At 41.1% G+C, this 18,096-nt stretch carries 14 protein-coding genes; 8 read left to right on the forward strand and 6 right to left on the reverse strand.

Going from position 1 to position 18,096, the window contains the following annotated elements; all coding sequences use genetic code 11:
* The first annotated feature begins 115 nt into the window (after positions 1-115).
* Both purL and C5749_RS04795 read left to right on the forward strand, forming a co-directional pair.
* On the forward strand, positions 116-3,826 hold the full coding sequence (gene purL / locus C5749_RS04790) for a phosphoribosylformylglycinamidine synthase (RefSeq protein WP_105723487.1): 3,711 nt from the start codon (positions 116-118) through the stop codon (positions 3,824-3,826).
* Between the two features lie 155 nt (positions 3,827-3,981).
* Positions 3,982-5,010, forward strand: coding sequence for a serine hydrolase domain-containing protein (locus C5749_RS04795; RefSeq protein ID WP_219847901.1), 1,029 nt, complete (start codon positions 3,982-3,984; stop codon positions 5,008-5,010).
* Positions 5,011-5,029: 19 nt separating this feature from the next.
* Here C5749_RS04795 and C5749_RS04800 read toward each other — a convergent pair whose 3' ends face one another.
* Complete coding sequence (locus tag C5749_RS04800; protein WP_105723491.1) at positions 5,030-6,040, reverse strand: 1-acyl-sn-glycerol-3-phosphate acyltransferase; 1,011 nt, start codon at positions 6,038-6,040, stop codon at positions 5,030-5,032.
* A gap of 418 nt (positions 6,041-6,458) precedes the next feature.
* On the opposite strand from C5749_RS04800, the gene kdsB reads away from it, so the two are divergent.
* The 3 genes from kdsB to C5749_RS04820 are packed head-to-tail and all read left to right on the forward strand — an operon-like array spanning position 6,459 to position 8,650.
* Positions 6,459-7,202, forward strand: a complete 744-nt coding sequence (kdsB, locus tag C5749_RS04810) for a 3-deoxy-manno-octulosonate cytidylyltransferase (protein WP_105723495.1) — start codon at positions 6,459-6,461, stop codon at positions 7,200-7,202.
* A 17-nt stretch (positions 7,203-7,219) separates the two neighbouring features.
* A complete protein-coding gene (locus C5749_RS04815) occupies positions 7,220-7,879 on the forward strand; it encodes an HAD family hydrolase (RefSeq protein WP_105723497.1) in 660 nt (219 codons plus the stop codon).
* Positions 7,880-7,885: 6 nt separating this feature from the next.
* Positions 7,886-8,650: a sulfite exporter TauE/SafE family protein gene (locus C5749_RS04820; RefSeq protein WP_105723499.1), complete on the forward strand. Its 765-nt coding sequence runs from the start codon at positions 7,886-7,888 to the stop codon at positions 8,648-8,650.
* Between the two features lies 1 nt (position 8,651).
* Here C5749_RS04820 and C5749_RS04825 read toward each other — a convergent pair whose 3' ends face one another.
* Positions 8,652-8,924 carry a GNAT family N-acetyltransferase gene (locus C5749_RS04825; RefSeq protein WP_181151272.1) on the reverse strand — a complete coding sequence of 91 codons (273 nt, stop codon included), beginning with the start codon at positions 8,922-8,924 and terminating at the stop codon, positions 8,652-8,654.
* Positions 8,925-9,053: 129 nt separating this feature from the next.
* Between C5749_RS04825 and mqnC the strand changes: the two genes are divergently transcribed.
* The 3 genes from mqnC to C5749_RS19590 all read left to right on the forward strand — a co-directional run bounded on the left by mqnC (position 9,054) and on the right by C5749_RS19590 (position 11,078).
* The gene (gene mqnC, locus C5749_RS04830) at positions 9,054-10,175 is read left to right on the forward strand and encodes a cyclic dehypoxanthinyl futalosine synthase (RefSeq protein WP_105725224.1); all 1,122 of its coding nucleotides are present in this window, start codon (positions 9,054-9,056) and stop codon (positions 10,173-10,175) included.
* Between the two features lie 50 nt (positions 10,176-10,225).
* Positions 10,226-10,786, forward strand: a complete 561-nt coding sequence (scpB, locus tag C5749_RS04835) for an SMC-Scp complex subunit ScpB (protein ID WP_105723503.1) — start codon at positions 10,226-10,228, stop codon at positions 10,784-10,786.
* A 130-nt stretch (positions 10,787-10,916) separates the two neighbouring features.
* Entirely contained in the window at positions 10,917-11,078 is a 162-nt protein-coding gene (locus C5749_RS19590) for a hypothetical protein (protein ID WP_181151273.1), read from the forward strand.
* 92 nt (positions 11,079-11,170) lie between these two features.
* Here C5749_RS19590 and C5749_RS04840 read toward each other — a convergent pair whose 3' ends face one another.
* The 4 genes from C5749_RS04840 to C5749_RS04855 form a co-directional block, all read right to left on the reverse strand.
* Complete coding sequence (locus C5749_RS04840; protein ID WP_105723505.1) at positions 11,171-12,691, reverse strand: RagB/SusD family nutrient uptake outer membrane protein; 1,521 nt, start codon at positions 12,689-12,691, stop codon at positions 11,171-11,173.
* Between the two features lie 16 nt (positions 12,692-12,707).
* Positions 12,708-15,959: a SusC/RagA family TonB-linked outer membrane protein gene (locus C5749_RS04845; RefSeq protein WP_245893619.1), complete on the reverse strand. Its 3,252-nt coding sequence runs from the start codon at positions 15,957-15,959 to the stop codon at positions 12,708-12,710.
* Between the two features lie 265 nt (positions 15,960-16,224).
* The gene (locus C5749_RS04850; RefSeq protein ID WP_105723507.1) at positions 16,225-17,334 is read right to left on the reverse strand and encodes a FecR family protein; all 1,110 of its coding nucleotides are present in this window, start codon (positions 17,332-17,334) and stop codon (positions 16,225-16,227) included.
* A 60-nt stretch (positions 17,335-17,394) separates the two neighbouring features.
* Positions 17,395-17,985, reverse strand: coding sequence for an RNA polymerase sigma factor (locus C5749_RS04855; protein WP_181151274.1), 591 nt, complete (start codon positions 17,983-17,985; stop codon positions 17,395-17,397).
* Positions 17,986-18,096: the final 111 nt, after the last annotated feature.

Below are 18,096 nucleotides of genomic sequence, written 5' to 3' on the forward strand. Positions count from 1 at the left end.
TTCATTTCATCGAAATAGAAATGTTGACAGATAAAATTAGAAGATGTAAAAAAGACTAAAATACTCCGTATATTTGTACTTTGATTTGAAGAACGTTCAAAATACACCATTAGTAATGATTCATTTCTTTGTGAACCCAAGCCGCACCGTTTATGGTGTGCAAACCCAAAACGACTTATCGGCAGAAGATATTTCCAGATTAAATTGGCTTTTTGGAAACGCGCAAAAGCTCGACGAACAGACATTAGACAACTATTACGTCGGCCCTCGCGCTGCGATGGTAACCCCTTGGAGTACCAATGCTGTTGAAATTACGCAGAACATGGGTATTCAAGGCATTATCCGCATTGAAGAATTTCATCCAGTAGATGAAAACTTCACCGATTTCGACCCGATGATTTCGCAGAAATATGCCATACTGACACAAGACATATACACGATCAATATCCAACCAGAACCTATTCTGGAAATTGACGATATTGATGTATACAATAAATCGGAAGGTTTAGCTTTGAGCCCGGAAGAAGTGGAATATTTGAACAACCTTTCGAAGAAACTTGGACGTAAGCTGACAGACTCCGAAGTTTTCGCGTTTTCACAGGCAAATTCGGAACACTGCCGTCACAAAATATTCAACGGAACCTTTATCATTGACGGTGAAGAACAACCCTCTTCCCTATTCAAGCTGATTAGAAAAACATCGGAAACTAATCCCAATGAAATTATCTCGGCCTATAAAGATAATGTAGCGTTTGTCAAAGGACCAAAGGTCACCCAATTTGCTCCCAAATCGGCGGATAAACCGGACTTTTACGAAGAAAAAGCATTTGAATCGGTATTATCGCTCAAAGCTGAAACCCACAATTTCCCTACAACGGTAGAACCATTTGCGGGGGCCGCAACAGGCTCGGGTGGTGAAATCCGTGACCGACTGGCAGGAGGTCAAGGAGCTTTGCCTTTGGCGGGTACCGCTGTGTATATGACCGCTTACTCTCGTCTTGAATCGGATTCCACAGAAGGCGGATCCTTCGGTTCCGCTCAGGGCAAGCCGTGGGAAAATGGTATGAAAGAACGTCCGTGGCTGTATCAAACACCAATGGACATCCTTATCAAAGCATCCAATGGAGCTTCTGATTTTGGCAATAAATTCGGACAGCCTTTGATCGCGGGTTCTGTACTGACCTTTGAACATGAAGAAGGGGGGCGGAAATTAGGTTATGACAAAGTCATCATGCAAGCGGGTGGTGTCGGCTATGGTAAAGCAGACCAAGCTAAAAAACATGCACCAAAAATAGGTGATAAAATCGTTATTCTCGGTGGTGAAAACTACCGTATCGGTATGGGCGGTGCGGCTGTATCCTCTGCCGATACAGGTGCTTTCGGCTCCGGTATAGAATTGAACGCGATCCAACGTTCTAATCCCGAAATGCAAAAACGGGCGGCAAATGCTATCCGTGCCTTTGTAGAATCGGACAGCAACCCCATCGTCTCCATTCATGACCATGGTGCTGGCGGACATCTCAACTGTTTATCAGAATTGGTGGAAGAAACGGGTGGACTAATCGATATGGACAAGTTGCCTGTAGGCGACCCTACCCTATCGGCAAAAGAAATCATCGGCAATGAGTCCCAAGAGCGTATGGGATTAGTCATTGCCGACAAAGATATTGAAATACTGAAAAAGGTAGCGGATCGTGAACGCGCCCCGATGTATGCTGTAGGTGACGTTACGGGAGATCATCGCTTTACTTTCCAGTCGAAATCAACTGGAGAAAAGCCAATGGACTACGATCTAGCGGACTTCTTTGGTTCTTCACCAAAAACGGTGATGAAAGACCGTATAATCGACCGTCAATATGCAGCTATCTCTTACGATGTTAACGAAGTTCCTACCTATTTGAAACAGGTATTACAATTGGAAGCTGTCGCCTCGAAAGATTGGTTGACGAACAAAGTAGACCGCTGTGTTGGGGGACGAGTTGCTAAACAACAATGTGCAGGTCCTTTACAGCTTCCATTGAACAATGTGGGCGTCATGGCATTGGATTACAACTCAACAGAAGGTATCGCGACCACCATCGGCCATTCACCATTGACCGCGTTAGTTGATCCGGTTGCAGGTTCTCGCAATGCTATTGCCGAAGCCTTGTCGAATTTAGTATTCGCACCTATCAAAAATGGCCTAGCGGGCGTATCACTTTCGGCAAACTGGATGTGGCCATGTAACAACGAGGGAGAAGATGCCCGTTTGTACGAAGCTGTAAAAGGCTGTTCTGAATTTGCCATCGCTTTGGGTATCAACATCCCTACCGGGAAGGACTCGCTGTCGATGAAACAAAAATATCCGAATGGCGAAAACGTAATCGCTCCGGGGACATTGATCATCTCTGCCGCAGGCAACTGTACCAACATCAATAAAGTAATTGAGCCGGTATTATCAAAAGATGCAGGTTCTATTTACTATATCAATCTATCGCAGGACACATTCAAGTTAGGTGGTTCTTCTTTTGCACAGATAAATAATAAGATCGGTAAGGAAGCACCAACCATTCAAGATGCGGATTATTTAAAAAAAGCATTCAACGCGATACAGGAGGCTATCCTATCAGGCTACGTAGCTGCAGGGCACGATATAGGTTCGGGCGGGCTGATTACGACCTTATTGGAGATGACGTTTGCTGACGTTAACTTGGGCGCACAATACGATTTAAGTGGTTTAGGTGAAGCAGACACAGTTAAAGCATTATTCAACGAAAATATTGCTGTCGTGTTGCAGGCAAAAGATGACGCTGCTCTTGAAACGTTATTATCCCAAGCGGGCGTACAAGCCGTAAAAATCGGAAAGGCGATCAACGGAACCACTGTATCCTTCCAAAATAATGCAGACGAATTTACATTCGACGTAGCGGAAACACGTGATACCTGGTTTAAAACGTCGTTCTTGTTAGACAGCAAACAGTCTAAAAATGGCATGGCTCAAGAGCGCTATAACAACTATAAGAACCAACCCTTAAACTATGTATTCCCATCGCAATTTGATGGCAAAAAGCCTGTACGCGCGACAGACGGAACGACTAGACCCAAAGCAGCCATCATCCGGGAAAAAGGTTCAAACTCCGAAAGAGAAATGGCCAACGCGATGTATTTAGCCGGTTTTGACGTAAAAGATGTTCACATGACCGACTTGATTTCGGGTCGCGAAACGCTGGAAGACATTCAATTTATCGGCACGGTGGGCGGTTTCTCTAATTCCGATGTTTTGGGTTCGGCGAAAGGCTGGGCGGGGGCTTTCCTCTACAATGAGAAAGCGAAAAATGCCCTGGAAAACTTCTTTGCACGTCCAGACACGATGTCTGTCGGTATCTGTAACGGCTGCCAGTTGTTTATGGAATTGGAACTTATCAATCCGGAACATGAGGTACATGGAAAGATGTTGCATAATACATCCCAAAAACACGAATCTAGTTTTGCTTCGGTAAAAATACAAGATAGTAACTCCATTATGTTGTCTACCTTGGCGGGGAGCACATTGGGTGTATGGATTTCACACGGCGAAGGTAAGTTTAACCTCCCCCACAGTGAAGATCAATATAACATCGTAGCTAAATACGCTTACGAACAATATCCGCATAATCCAAATGGATCGGATTTCAACACCGCTATGCTTTGTGATAAGACCGGGCGCCATCTCGTGACTATGCCACATATCGAACGGTCTATCTTCCAATGGAATTGGGCATTTTATCCTGCTGGTAGACAGGATGAGATTACCCCTTGGTTGGAAGCCTTTGTGAATGCACGCAAATGGTGTGAACAGCATAAATAATCAAGAGGACCCGTCAATTGGCGGGTCTTTTTTGTATATTCGGAAAACACTATTATGAACATCATGCGAGGAACCTTATGAAAAACTCGGCCAAAATTATCTGTTTTCTGCTTTTATCTGTTGTAATTTTTCAGTCGTGCAGGTTAGGTAGATTTGTGTACTATAACTTTGCCAATATTACCGATCATAGAATATTCCCCTACCGAACGATAGAAACTTCTTCGTCGGCTTTCATCTTTCCGAAGGCACGGCGTCCGAAACAGCCGGAAAATATCGATTCAGATAAGGGCAATGAACCTTTTGATTCCTATTTGGAACGTACCAAAACCGTTGCTTTTCTGGTTATACAAGATGACAGTATACAATATGAAAAATATTTCAACAAATACGCAGAGGAATCCATCGTTGCATCTTTCTCTATGGCAAAATCCATTACATCCATGCTCATTGGCATTGCCATTGAAGAGGGAAAAATTCAATCCGTAGATGAGCCGATCACCCACTACATTCCGGAATTAAAGCCGAACGGATTTGATGCTGTCACAATAAAACACCTGCTGCAAATGACGTCCGGACTGGATTTTAACGAAAGTTACACCAATCCGTTTGGACACGCGGCAACTTTTTATTATGGCACCAACCTTCGGAAAGCCATCACTAAGTTAAAATTGAAAGATACACCTGGCGAAAAATTTGATTATACCAGCGGGACAACCCAGCTTCTTGGGCTCGTATTGGAAAGAGCGCTAAGAACCCAAACCGTCAGTTCTTATCTGGAAGAAAAAATCTGGAAACCCCTAGGGATGGAATATGATGCCACTTGGAGCCTCGATCGGAAAAAAGATGGACTGGAAAAGACGTTTTGTTGTCTAAATGCCCGTGCAAGAGACTTTGCTAAACTAGGGAGACTATATCTACACAACGGAAAATGGAATGACACGCAAGTCATTCCGGAACGATGGGTAAAAGCGTCTACTAAATTAGATACCACCGAACATAGTGCCCCTTTTTATCAGTATCAATGGTGGCTCACAAAAAACGCAGCGCAGTTTTACGCACAAGGTATATTAGGGCAATACATTTTTGTTGATCCTGATAAAAATCTGATTATCGTTCGGTTGGGAGAAAAAACAAGCAAGGTCAACTGGGTTAGGTTTATTGCTCAAGTCGCTAATTCTTATTAGCCTCCTCCCCTATTTTCTCTTATTCAGCATCTTCTCTGTTTGCATGAGATTCTGTGGTCCTATTCCATGCGTTTTGCTTGGGAATATTCGTCTCTGTTTCTGTTACCGCTTGCTGAAACCTTGCCATCGCATAAGCCGTTGTCGGTAAAAAAATAAAGACAAAAAAGCCTCCCCAAAATCCTACAAACCGGCTTATCAGGACGCTACAAAACAAAACAAATAGGGGATATGAAAACAATAATACCGAGAAAAGTAGGGAATCATAAAATATAGTGCCTTCCGTTTTCTTTTTAATATAATCCCGCCATAAACGATAAAACCAGAACTGTGTGTAATACCCTATTTTGGCTGTGACACGCCAAAAACGGTTATCTTTGCCCAAATCTTGCTCTGGAGCCAAAGGGCTTGCAACCATCGCTTCTCGGAGATTATTCCGCACGTCCCGGATAATAGCTGCTGTCTCTACTTGATGCCCGGATATGTATTCCGTTGTATCCAAAGGCGGCAATGCCTCCAATTCTATCGCTTTCGGTACATGTCGGAAAGAGTTATAATTTAAAGTATAGGGTTGAATTTGCAATGGCAGCTCTACCCTGTAAGAGCGTTCCAACAGCGATGTTAATCCACCGTTCATAAAAGGCTGTAATTCCCAGAGATTTCGAGATCTGCCTTCGGGAAATATCAGCACATGTTCCCCTGCTGTCAATCGTCGCATGCACTCATCAAATGTAAAATCGTTCTTTACCGCAAAGTCCTCATCATCATTTCGTTTATAAACAGGTAACATAGAGAGCCACCGCAATACTACGTTTGCGACCGGGTATTTAAAAATATCTCCTCTCGTTAGAAAGCAAATCTTTACGGGAGCATAGGCTGCTATTACCAATGCATCTAAAAAAGAGTTAGGGTGATTTGCTATGATAATAGTGGGATAGGTATATCGAGCCTGCCATATATTCCTAGCTTTCAATCCGGGAGCATACCACATCAATCCCAAGCGAATAAACAATCGTAGTACGGAATAAAACATATCGTTAAGATACTTATATTGTTACCCTTTAAACATATTTTTCCTAAAAAAGTTTGATTCATATCTTTTCAATAATTCTCTTTTCGCCTACATGAACGGTGCTTTCTTGTTGACGAATTCTCTTTTCCTTATAAAGAACGATGCATTCTTCAACACGAATGGTCTTTTCCTCATAACGAATAGCGCTTTCTTGTTGACGAATTCTCTTTTCCTTATAAAGAACGATGCATTCTTCAACACGAATGGTCTTTTCCTCATGAAGAATAGAGCTTTCCTGTTAGCGAGTTCTCTTTCTTTTATAAAGAACGATGCGTTCTTCAACACGAATGGTCTTTTCCTCATGAAGAATAGTTTATTCTTGTTAGGGAAATTTTGATTATTTTTTTTGAGGTAAACAAAGTAATGACTTACTTTGGATATGAGAATAATCGGAATTATACCAGCCCGATATGAGTCGTCCCGTTTTCCGGGAAAACCTTTAGTAGATATTGGTGGAAAGTCCATGATACAACGGGTTTACGAACAGGTGAAGGGGTGCGCCGGTCTTGCGGAAGTTATCGTAGCCACCGATGATATTAGAATTGAGGAGCACGTACGTTCATTTGCCGGGAATGTGCTCATGACGTCTTCAACCCATCAATCAGGAACAGATCGTTGTGCAGAGGTGGTTTCGAAAATAAGCGGCTTTGATGTGGCTATTAATATTCAAGGCGATGAACCTTTTATAAGCCCTTTGCAAATCGAGCTTTTAAGCAACCTTTTCCTAGATGCAACGACCGAAATAGGAACGTTGATAAAGAAAATCGACAACCTTGCTGATTTGTTTAATGAAAGTACGCCAAAAGTGGTCGTTAATTCCAGAAAAGAGGCTATGTATTTTTCGCGACAGACCGTCCCTTTTCAACGCGGTGCAAAGCAGAGCGACTGGATAAACAACTTTACCTATTTCAAACATATCGGTATATATGGTTATAAAGTGGACATACTAAAAGAGATTACCAAGCTTCCTTTATCTTCTTATGAAAAAGCGGAAGGATTGGAACAATTACGGTGGTTAGAAAATGGTTATAGAATTAAAATCGCTGAAACCGAATTCGACACCATTTCCGTTGACCATCCCGAAGATGTAGAGTTGATTAAAAGGGAATTTTTTAGTACGTAAAACCGTATCTTTGCCGTATGAATCCGTTTGCAGCAATTTTCGACATGGATGGGGTAATCTGTCATACGAACCCTTATCATGCTAAAGCCTTTGAACACTTTTTTGACAAGTATAAAATTCCCTATACAGAAAAGGAATTTGAAGAACATATGTACGGGAAACATAACAGTTATATTATGACCCACTTTTTTAAAAGAGAGATTATAGGCGAAGAATTAAAACAATTAGAGGACGAAAAAGAATCCCTCTTCCGGGAAATCTATCAACAAGAAATCGATCCACTGCCGCATTATTTGCCGTTTCTGGATGACTTAAAATCTGCAGGATTTAAAACTGCTGTGGCGACCTCGGCACCTTTGGCAAATCTAAAATTGATTGTAGATAGCTTACAGATTGATACCAAGATGGATTCACTAATGGCGAGTGAAGACGTCTCTCAGCATAAACCTCATCCCGAGGTTTATCTAAAGTCTGCTGAAAAACTGGGGATACCGCCAAATGCTTGCGTTGTATTTGAAGATTCTTTTTCTGGTGTCACCGCTGCTATAAATGCGGGAATGAATGTGGTGGGCGTATTGAGCTCTCATAGCCAAGAGGAACTGCCCCCATGTTCTTTATATATCAACGATTACCGTGAAATAAACGCTGCTTGCTTAATGAGTCTGTTACAAAGCTAGGTCCCCATGGCCGAAGCACTACAACTCCTTTCCTCACCTTCGGAATGGGCCCTGTATTTTGTATGTGCCGTACTAATAGGCATGTCAAAAACGGGCATTCAGAATATTGGCACCTTGGCCGTTCCCTTGTTCGCCTTCTTGTTTGGAGCGAAATATTCTACCGGCATCGTGCTCATACTTCTTTGTATCGCAGACTTAGTTGCCGTTATTTATTACAGAAAGGAGTTTCTATGGAGCGAAATAAAGAAACTTTTACCTGCTGCGCTGGCTGGCCTCTTTATTGGTTTACTCCTTGGAAATTACATCAACGACAAGGTCTTTAAATTATTGATCGGTGCATGTATTATCGTCGGCGTGGGCATCATGATTTGGTTGGAAAAAACCTCTCAACAGCAACAAGATATGCTAACGAAAAACCGTTGGTATTCACCTATTTTTGGTTTTATTCTCGGATTTTCTACTATGATAGGAAATGCGGCTGGCCCTGCTCTTTCGGTCTATATGCTCTCGAAACGACTGAACAAGATTAGCTTCGCTGCTACTTCCGCTTGGTTTATCATGATGCTGAATTTCACCAAAATCCCATTACAGGCTTTTGTTTGGGATAATCTTACTTGGTCAGGAATTTATCTCAACTTGTTCGCTATTCCTTTCATTCTTTTAGGAGGTTTCATCGGTATAAAAATCATTAAATTCCTTCCGGAGAAGGAATTCCGCACGTTGATTATAATATTGGTTGTTATTTCTGCGATATTACTAATTGTATTATAATCTACGCTAATACATCGTGTTCACTTGGATATCGTTCAAATACTGTTTTTGCAAATGAACAAGCGGGAACGACTTTCCAATTATGTTCGCGCGCTTGCCTGATAGCTGCTAAAACTAATTCTTCTGCAATTTTATTACCGCGATAAAAAGGTTCAACCTCGGCGTGAGAAATCGTCATCACATCGTTCTCTACTTGATAAATCAACTCTCCAATTTGTACTTCATCATTCAGCGCAAGCCATCTGCCGCCGTCTGCTACATGTGTTAGTTCCATGATATCAATGTTTTTAAGATAGTTCACTATATGTTTTCCAATAAACATAACAAATTTTTTGGACAATAGTTTCTTCCCTGTATAAAGCTATCATTAAAAAAATAAAAATCATACGTATCTTTGTTAATGATGAATGTAGACAGTTTACTTAAGCGTGCGCTTAATTTTGAGTTTCTATCCAAGGAAGAAGGTATCTATCTCTACCAAAATGCGGCAACGGCAGATTTGACCTATGTTGCCAATACGTTGCGAGAAATACAAGTTCCTCATGGCAGAGTTACTTGGCAGATTGACCGTAATGTCAACACTACGAATGTTTGTATTGCAAACTGCAAATTTTGTAATTTCTTTCGTCGTCCCGGCCATGAAGAAAGCTATATCACGGATATCGAAACGTATAAACAGAAAATTGAAGAAACATTTCGGTACGGTGGTGACCAACTGCTTTTGCAAGGTGGACATCATCCTGATTTGGGTCTCGAGTTTTACACAAAGTTATTCAAGCAGCTTAAGGAGCTCTACCCTACCCTTAAACTACATTCCCTTGGTCCTCCCGAGGTCGCCCATATCGCGAAACTAGAAGGACTATCTCATATCGAAGTACTTCGCGCATTAAAACAATCTGGATTGGATTCTCTTCCAGGTGCAGGAGCTGAAATACTAAACGATCGGGTACGGAGACTAATTTCGAAAGGCAAATGTGGCGGCCAGGAATGGCTGGATGTGATGCGTGCTGCCCACCAAATCAATCTCCCGACATCTGCTACGATGATGTTTGGTCATATCGAGACCCTAGAAGAACGTTTTGAACATTTGGTGTGGATTCGTGAAGTACAACACGAAAAACCGGCCGACGCTTATGGATTTATAGCCTTTATACCTTGGCCTTTCCAAGACGACGGCACCTTATTAAAACGCCTGCGGGGTATAACCAATAATGTAAGCAGCGAGGAATATATCCGGATGATTGCATTGAGCCGCATTATGCTACCTAATATTAAGAATATCCAGGCCTCTTGGCTCACTGTGGGAAAGAAAACAGCTCAGCTTTGTTTACATGCAGGCGCAAATGACTTCGGTTCCATTATGATAGAGGAAAATGTGGTTTCTGCTGCTGGCGCACCGCATCGATTCACTTCCACATCTATACAGGAAGCTATTCTGGAGGCGGGTTTCCAGCCACAATTACGCACCCAAAAATACGAATTCAGAGCGTTACCACAGATGGAAGAGCAGGTCATTAACTATTAAAATATGTCGTCGGGAAATCTGCATAGATTGTCATTAAAAACATTATTCCAGTGAAAGATATCTTATTAAATATAGAGGCGATTATATTTGCATCTGAAGAGGGTATTAACGCCAACGAAATCAAACAGATACTCAAAGAGGCTTTAGCCATTGACATAAACAAACAGGAGGTATTAGATCTGTTAAAGAAAATAGCAGAAAAATATGCCGATGAAGATCAAATATTTAGCCTCAAGGTTTTCGATAAACATTATCAGTTTTTGACTAAAGAAAAGTACCATGAAGCCATCAACCAACTTCAAGCACATAAGGATAAAAAGAAATTAAGCCAAGCTGCTTTAGAAACATTGTCTATAATCGCCTATCGGCAACCTATTACCAAATTGGAAGTGGAGCAGATCCGAGGGGTGAATTGTGATTATTCTATTCAGCGACTGTTAGAAAAGAATCTCATTGAGATTGTAGGAAAAGCAGAAAGTATTGGCAAACCGCTATTATATGCTACTAGTGGTCAGTTTATGCAGCACTTCGGCATCAGGTCAGTCAAAGATTTACCGCAACTAAAAGACATTATCACAGAAGACAATAGCATAGGCGAAGCTACAACGTAGCGAACAAGCATTTAACTTCCTGGTTGACAAGTCATAAAAAAACAAAAAAAATTTCAAGTTAGAAGATTCTTGATTATTTTTACCGTTGGTAACAAACAGTAGATTTATCATTTATTAACACGACAAAACTATGATGGTAGCGGCAGAAAAAGAGGTTTTGGCTGAAGAAATTATTAATTTTAACGGTCCGGAGGATGATGCAGATGATGTCTATGATGACGATTTCGAATTAGATGAAATTGATTCAATCGGAGAGTTCGATGATTTTGACGATGACGACGATGATTTTTAATGCATGACCACGTGAAATTCGTAAAAAATTTAAAAAGCAGGGTGTTGTGAACCCTGCTTTTTCCTTGCACTAACGTTGTAATTTTGATATTCTCAATATCCTGCGTTTTGTGTATAATTGGGGTTACCCAATTGATTTAACGGAATGGGGAAAAGAAGGTTTCTAGCATCAGAAATAGGTTTTTCCTGCCAAGCTTCTAAAAACCTTCCGAACCTAATCAAATCTGTTCTTCGATGTCCTTCCCAAAAAAACTCGCGTCCAAGTTCGTCCAATAGCTGTTGTTCGTTTAATTCAGATAAGTTACTTGCTCCTCTTTTTATTCGAACCTCATTTACAAGCTGCAACGCTTCTCCTTCTTCTCCGATACGCAAAAGTGCTTCTGCTTTCATCAACAAAACATCTGAATAACGATAAAATACCCAGTCGTTATTTAATAAACTAGTAGAACCATTCGCATAGTCAATAGGATATTTAATGACGCGTATACCAGCGACTTCGAGATGATTTTGGTCACGTTCGATAATATTCACTTCCGGTGTAAACGCCAAGAGATTACCTCGGCGGTCTGTTAAATTTTCCCCATTCTGGTTCACTTGCTGACCTACTAAAAAACCGACCCGAACTCCACTTATATCCGTCATGCTAGGGTATTCCCCCCCTCGTCGCACATCACTTTCTTCAAATTTATCGTAGAAGTCAGATAATGTGCAGAATCCATTATTCCCTCTCGGATTTTGATTGTAATGAAGCGTTGCGACCCACATATTTGTCATCCCCGTTGCCGAACTTTCTCCCCCTATATTCTCTCCTGTAAATATATTTTCTGTTTTCGATTGCCCATTGTCGGGGGCAAAATTCAAAAAATAATCATCTATCAACTCATACTTTCCACTATTAATAATTTCATCAGCTAGACGGATAACCTCCCGCATATCTTCGTCAGAAAAAGTTGGCGATGCACGGTTTAGAAAGACCCCCTTATTTAAGAATATTTTCATTAATAATACTTTTGCTGCATCTGGAGATGCACGATCAATACGAGTCGTGGGCAGGTCACTGATGACTGCCGTAATTTCCGAAATGAGATAACTAATTTGTTCTTCCGCATTCCGTACTTTAGGATTTTCTGTGACATTTTCTCCCGGCTCGCGATATGGTACCTGTCCCCAACCATCTAGAATAGAAAACTCGGCGAAGGCTCTCAAAAATCTAGCCTGTGCTTCCTGAAGAGGAGTAGGGTTATATTGTAAAATATCCGTAGCCGCATAGCTCACACCTAGAACATCTTTAAATACACTATGAATCCGTGTGTGATCTGACTCCCATCGGTGTAAGTGAAGCGCGCGCCAGGCACCATTATCATCCCAGTCTCCCCCTCTTGTAGGCACGATGGCTTCATCCGTCGGAAACTCCTGCAGCGCCCACCATCCATATGGTCCGAAATAAGGATTACGCATAGCAATGTACGTCGCATTCAATAAAGCTGGTACATCATCACTTCCTACATCCCCAGATCCTACCTGTCCATGAAGATTTTCTTCTAATTTTGTACATCCTGTAAAGGTTGCTGCTACGAGGATAACCAAAAGGATTTTTATATATTTATTGCTCATAATACTTCCTTTATTTTTACAATGAAAAGTTGACACCAATATTGAATGTGCGAGCCGTAGGATACGTAACATTATCTATACCGGCCGACGGAACGCTGTTTACGGATTTATTGACGTTTACTTCTGGATCAAATCCTTTATATTTAGTAATGACAAATATGTTCTGTCCATTCAAAAATACACCTAGATTTTTGATCGAAGCGCCAACATCTCCTATTCGATAATTCAATGTTGCATTCGCTAACTTTAAGTAGCTACCATTTTCAATATATCGTGAGGAAGCGGCAATAGGGTTTGCGGGTGACTCCAGATTTCCTTGGCTCATCAATTCTCCAGCAATATTTCGGGATCCTAGATTGGAGATAGGTAATACGGCATTTGCTGTGTTATTGTAGATGTCCTGCCCTATCACCCCGTTGAAATTGGCACTAAAGGAGAAGCGCTTATAGTCAATACCCGTACTGACACCTAATAAAACTCTCGGGTTCGGATTTCCGACGTGGTGAAATACAAATCCCTCATCGGTAAATCTTGAAAAGCCCTCCTCATCCAGCCCTAGATACTCCCTCGTTACAAAAGCAAACAATGGATAGCCATTCTGCACGACCTGCACCGTGACGTCGCTCAGCCCTTGTCCACTGAGGCTACCGGTTCGGATAATTTCGCTTTCACCTAAGTTTTGTACGCTATTTTTGACAAACGTCACATTTCCGCCTAAATCCCAACTAACATTATCGTTTTCAATGATTATACCATTCAGATTCAACTCAATCCCTTTGTTAATAACTTCTCCGGGCAGATTTATCCAAGTGATAGAGGCGTCAGGTGATGCGGGATACTGCGGTGTTTGCGGAAAAAGCAGGTCTGTTGTCTTTTTATGGAAGAAATCCAGCGTTCCACTGAGCCGCCGATTAAAAAAACCGAAATCGGCACCTATGTTAATCTGTTCATCCGACTGCCACCGTAAATCCGTATTCTCATTATTGTTAATGGGTCTTGTCTGTTCTCCTCCCCCAAATCCGATGGAATATCTACGCTGGGAAGAACCAGACGGAAATTCCTGATTGCCGGTCTTCCCCCAACCTGCTCGCAATTTTAGTTCACTTAACCAATCAGTGTGGGCCATAAAGCCTTCATTTTTAACATTCCATGCTGTAGCAAACGAAGGGAAGGTCCCATATCGATTATTTTCTCCGAATTTCGTTGATCCATCTACCCGAACGGTCGCAGTCAATAAATATCGTTCTTTGAAATTGAATGTAGCCCGACCAAAGTAGGATTGTAATTGCGTCGTGGGGTCGTGAAACGAATTGATATTTCTGTTACCAGGAGCGGTAGCCTGCATGATATCTGTATAATCTACTGGAATATCACCAAAGCCCCGAGCGTTCATGTCTGTTCCTCTATTCATGAAATCCATGTATTCATACCCGATCACAGCATTGAGGTTCAAATCAGTGGTAATCTTTTTATTAAACGATAATGTGTGAGTCAGCTGCTTCGTAATGAGTTCATTGTTCGCCACGCTAGCGTAACCACCTGCAAAATCGTTTTCAGGATCGGCCTGAATACTTTGAATATTAATAAAACTGCGGGTAGAGGATCGACGTTCTCCTTTACTGTAGTTGACACTCAATAACATCCTGTATTCCAACCAATCATTAAATTTATAGAAAGGTGATAAACTCGTCAAGATGTTCGTAACATTCGCTCGATCATCATAAGCTTCTAACATGGCCAGAGGATTGATAATATTACCTTGTTCAATAGCTAAGCTACCGTCTGCGTTTCGCAATGGACGTGTAGGATTCCAGGCTAAAGCCTGTCCAATTAAGCTACCATTAGCGCCTGCATCAGTTACTACAGGAGCAATGTTTTCCCTATTTTGACTGGCTAATAAATTGACATCCAAACCCAATTTTTTACTTTCCAACATCTTGAAATTTCCATTGAATGCCCCGCTATAGCGTTTAAAACTTGTCTTTTGAACAATCCCCTGCTGGTCTTGGTAACCAAAAGATGCCCGATATTTATTATCGGCATTTCCTCCACTTAACGAGAGGTTATGGTTTTGATTATAAGCGGTCCGCAAAATCGTTCCTAATGCATCTACATCGTCACCGTAATCACCTGTTGTAAATCCATATTTATTCAATGCATCTCTATATTGATTTCCGTTCAAAATATCAATGTTTCGCATAATATTGGCTACACCTCCTGAAGAGCTCACGTCTACTTTCACCGCGCCTTCCTGGCCACGTTTAGTTGTGATCAATACAACACCGTAGGCTGCTCTGGATCCGTAAATAGCTGTGGCCGAGGCGTCTTTTAAGACTTGAATAGACGCAATATCTGTAGGATTTATAAAGCTTAACGGATTACCCGCAGGGCTCGTCCCGATCCCCCCACTCTGATTAGGCCGAGATGTACGTCCGTCCAGGGCGACGCCATCAACCACATAAAGAGGTTGTCCAGAACCGGTAACGGCCGAATTCCCTCGAATACGGACTGTGCTAGCACCGCCAGGCTGTCCACTATTATTGAGCATCTGCACCCCAGAAACTTTACCTTGAATAAGCTGATCAGCTGATATCAGTGGTCCTTTGTTGAAATCTTTTTCTTCAACAGATGCTACTGCACCCGTTAAATCGCTTTTACGCTGCGTGCCATATCCTACAACGACGACCTCATCCAAATCACTGGGTTGTTCTTTTAGCACGATGTTGATTTCGCTTTTCCCTTCGATAGAAATCTCCTGCGTAGCAAAGCCCATGTAATCGAATACTAAAACACCTTGCTGTACGGAAACCACGAGGGTATAAGCACCATCCATACCTGTACTAGTGGCTATACTTGCCCCTTTCAATGCTATTGTTACCCCTACAAGAGGTTCCCCATTCTCATCGGTTACCCTTCCCTGAATTGTATGTTGTTGTTTGCTTACGTTTTTCTCAGAACGTGCAGATATTGTCTCCGAAACACGTGTTATGGCGATAGATTTTCTCTTAATTTCGTACGCTAATGGTTGTCCTTCAAACAGAATATCTAAAGTCTCTTGTATAGTACCGTTTTCAATGACGATAGAAACAGGATAGGTTGACCTTAAATCCTTTTCGTCATAGATAAAAGTATAACCTGATTGCTTACTAATATCTACTAGCACTTTTTTCAATTGTACCTTTTGATAATGGAGATTGACTCGCTGCCCATGTGCATGCGCAAAAGATAGCATCATAGAAGCGAAAAATATAACTACGGTCAATTTCATAGGTAAATAAACAAATGACGGCAACAAATATTTTATTTGATTTTGATGTTTGATCTTGTTCATTTCTGTCTAATGAACAATACGCCCTTAATGATAACTGGCTGGGTACAATCAATAAATTGCTTCCGAATCAAATAATCAGTAAGTTTGTATTGTTGGTATATAACTTTGTTAGCTAACACTATTCTAAAGTTATCCGGCATATCTTAACTATTGAGGTGTTACGAGCATCTCGATAGTTTCTACGGATAATCGCTTTTATTTCTTATTTTCTTGCCGATACCCTCCTTTCTTTTATCATAAATTTAGCTCCTGTTTTTAATTCAATAGCCTCCAACACTTCAGATAATTTAGCATTTCGAGGGATAATGGCAGATAATCTTCTCTCGCCGTAAGGGGCCATATCTACCTCGACATCATACCAGCGTTCAATCTTTCGTGCATAGTATTTTAATGGTTCATCATTCACGATATATAAACCATCTTTCCATGACGAAATCTCTTCTGTATCTACTTTTTTAATTGTTATTGCTTTTTTATCAGATACTACCGCCTGCTGGCCCGGTTTCAGTTCGATTTGATTGCCAAATTTGTCATGATGTACACGTATTCGCCCTTCGGTTAACGTCGTCAAGGTTTGCCCGTTGTCAGCATAAGCATTTATATTAAAACTTGTTCCCAACACTACAATACGTTGCTTGTTGGTGTGAACAACGAACGGTTTCTTGCTGTCGTGGACAACTTCCAGATATACTTCCCCAGTAATTTCAACCTGACGTTCTTGACCAGTAAATGCTGTAGGGTAGCGAAGAGAGGACAAGGCATTGAGCCAGGCTTTGCTACCATCTGGTAATGTTACTCGATATTGACCCGCAATAGGAGTGCTTAACGTGACCATCTGGACTTTCTTTATATCTTTTATAGACGTCCCATCATGATAGGTAATGACGTCTCCATTATTAATGAGACTTCCTTGTTCGCCGTTTAGTTCGATGTGTTCCTCATTGTCAAAAGATAAAGTCGCGCGATTTGTTCCTGGCATTACATCTTGTTGCGTAGAAATAACCGTACGTGAAATATTTTGTACAATTACTTTTTTATTCCATAGAATAAGACTAATTGCCAACATTACACACAAGATAGCTGCGATAGCACGAGCATAAATATGAAAAGAAGTTTTTCGTTTCGGTATCTTGGTTAACCGATTTTGCAGTTCATATAAGTCTGCCTGTATTTGCTTATCCGTTAATTCGTCTATGTCATTATGAATAGACAGGTACCAGCCTTCAATCCAAGCCTTTTCCTCTTCCGTACAATTTCCTTTCAGATATCTTCTTAATAAAGCCTGTGCTTTTCTATGGTGTTCGTCAGCCATGATACTTTTCCTTATTTACAGTATAAGACGGACGAAAAGAACCAAGGGGGGTGCTTTACCTTAAAAAATTTTACAATACAAGACAAATAGTATCCAAGGAAATGCGCCCAATTTCATGCGTAGCGCACGTAGTGCATCCTTAATATAGCTGCGCACGCTCTGCTCCGAAAGATTAAGTTTTTGTGAAATTTCTTTATGACTGAGGTATTGTTTTCGACTTAATTCGAAAATTTCACGTATCCGAGGTGGAAGTTGAAGCAGTACAGTTTCAATCTGCTCCTCGAGCATTTTTTCTCGCACGTGATAGTCTGCTTCGTCAGGTTGGCTTCCTATCCGATGAGTTAACGATTCCAGATAGCTTGCCTTCGATCGCTCTCTCGAAATATAGTCTAAGATTCTATTACGGACACTAGCATACAAATAAGATGACAGTTTCCCGGTCACTGTCAATGACTCCCTTCTCTGCCATATATTAGCAAAAAGGTCATGTACAATATCTTTTGCAGCATCTCTGTCCCCTAATTTATTGTAGGCATGTATATATAATAAACTATAATATTTGTTGTAAATTAGTTGAAAAGCTGATGTATCACTTTTCCGCAATGCATACAACAAAGCTTTTTCTTCACCTATAACATATGGTTTATGCATGGTCATATATACAATATTAATAAAATACTGTAATATCAGCAAAACCCCAAGTGTTAATTTGGGAAAAATTTGAAACAAAAAAAGAGCGTCGGTTTATGCGCTCTTCTTTAA

The organism is Sphingobacterium gobiense (assembly GCF_002980575.1).
Lineage (GTDB): Bacteria > Bacteroidota > Bacteroidia > Sphingobacteriales > Sphingobacteriaceae > Sphingobacterium > Sphingobacterium gobiense.